Source organism: Streptomyces sp. NPDC054956, from assembly GCF_053609185.1.
Genome location: NZ_JBSGXB010000583.1, coordinates 1 through 2,063 on the forward strand (window position 1 = coordinate 1; position 2,063 = coordinate 2,063).

The 2,063-nt window shown below is 71.7% G+C and carries 1 protein-coding gene; it reads right to left on the reverse strand.

Going from position 1 to position 2,063, the window contains the following annotated elements; all coding sequences use genetic code 11:
* On the reverse strand, positions 1-1,942 hold a 1,942-nt coding region (gene ftsH / locus ACWGDE_RS38470; RefSeq protein WP_453393734.1), incomplete at its 3' end, for an ATP-dependent zinc metalloprotease FtsH.
* Between the last annotated feature and the right edge of the window lie 121 nt (positions 1,943-2,063).

The window sequence follows — 2,063 nt, forward strand, 5'->3', positions numbered from 1 at the left end:
GGTGCGGGGTGATGACGAACGCGGTCACGTGGTCGCCTGTCAGCCGGTGGGCGGTGGCGGCGGCCTCGTCCAGGGTCTCGTTGGCCATCAGGGCGTCCGCGAGGGCGTCCAGCTTGCCGCGGTTCTCGACGAGCAGGCGGCAGGCCTTCTCGTAGCACTCGTCCACGATGCGCCGCATCTCGTGGTCCACCACGTCGAGGGTGGCGGGGGCGGCGACCAGGCCGTACGGGCTCTGTCCGTCCGAGGGGATGGCGGTGAGGCGGCCGACGCGTTCGCTCATGCCCCAGCGGCCGACCATGCCCCGGACGATGTTCGTGACCTGTTCGAGGTCGTTCTCCGCGCCCGTGGTGATGACGTCGTAGACGACCTGCTCGGCCGCCATGCCGCCCAGCGCGCCGATGATGCGGCCGCGCAGGTACTCCTCGGTGTAGGCGTAGCGGTCGGCTTCCGGGGTGGAGAGGGTCACGCCGAGCGCCCGGCCGCGCGGGACGATGGTGATCTTGCGGACCGGGTCGGCGCCCGGCTGGAGCATGCCCAGGAGGGCGTGGCCGCTCTCGTGGTACGCGGTGCGGCGGCGCTCCTCGTCCGGCATGACCAGCGGCCGCTCCGCGCCGAGCTGGACCTTCTCCAGCGCGTCGGACAGGTCCGCCTGGGTGACCTCGCTCTGCTGGCGCTTCACGGCGAGCAGGGCGGCCTCGTTGGCGAGGTTGGCCAGTTCGGCTCCGGTCATGCCCGGTGTCGTACGGGCCACCTGGGCCAGGTCGACCCCGCCCGCCAGCGGGATGTCCCGGGTGTGGATGCGCAGGATGGCCTCCCGGCCGGCCTTGTCGGGCGGGGAGACGACGACGGTGCGGTCGAAGCGGCCCGGCCGGGTGAGCGCCGAGTCCAGGACGTCAGCCCGGTTGGTCGCGGCGAGGACGACCACGCCCTCGGAGCCGGAGAAGCCGTCCATCTCGGTCAGGATCTGGTTGAGGGTCTGCTCGCGCTCGTCGTGGCCGCCCATGGCCGCGCCGCCGCCGCGGGCCCGCCCGATGGTGTCGATCTCGTCGATGAAGACGATCGCGGGGGCCACCTTGCGCGCCTCGGAGAAGAGCTCGCGCACCCGGGACGCACCGACGCCGACGATCATCTCGATGAACTCGGAGGCGGAGGCGGAGAAGAACGGCACACCTGCCTCGCCCGCGACGGCGCGCGCGAGCAGGGTCTTGCCGGTGCCGGGCGGCCCGGCGAGCAGGACCCCGCCGGGCATGCGGGCGCCCATCTTGCGGTACTCGTCGGGGTTCTTGAGGAAGTCCACGACGTCGTTGAGCTCGCCCTCGACCTCGTCGATGCCGGCCACGTCCTCGAAGGTCGTGCGCTTGGCACCCTCCAGCTCCACGGGCTTGGGCGGCGCCTTGCGGCCGAGTCCGCCCATGCCCCCGCCGAGCCCGGCGCTCATCCGGCGGGCGATGAACACCCACAGGAGGACCAGGAGCAGCATCGGGGCGAGGGAGAGCAGCAGGTTGGCGAGGAAGCTGCGCTGTTCGACGACCGGGGAGGCGGTGACGACCACGTTCTGCTTGGTGAGGTTGGACCAGAGGTCGTCGTCGGCGAAGGCCGGGCGCTGGGAGACGAATTTGGTGTAGTCGCCCTTCCCGCCGTCCGGCATGGGCTGCTTGGTCTTCAGCTGCCCCTGGATGGCGTCGCCCTTGGAGTAGATCTTCGAGACGTTGCCGTTGGCGACCTGCTTGCTGAACTCGGTGTACGAGATGGTCGGCTCGTCGCCCTCGTTGAAGAAGGAGAGGGCCAGGTTGGTCAGCAGGTAGACGATCAAGGCGGTGAGGATCAGGCCTCGCCAGCCGCCCGGCATCTTCTTCTTGGGCGGCTGGGCGGGGGGTGCGCCTTCGGAGCGCCAGGGCGTATCGGCCCGGTCGCGGGGCGGTACGGGGGTGGGGCTGGGCACGTGGCCTCCTTCTGCCGTCCTCCCGGCCGACCATAAGCGACAAACCGGACCGTCGCTCGGGTGCGCACCCCCGCGAGGCGACCCGGCCGGGCCGGCCGGCCCCGGACACGGCGAAGGGCCC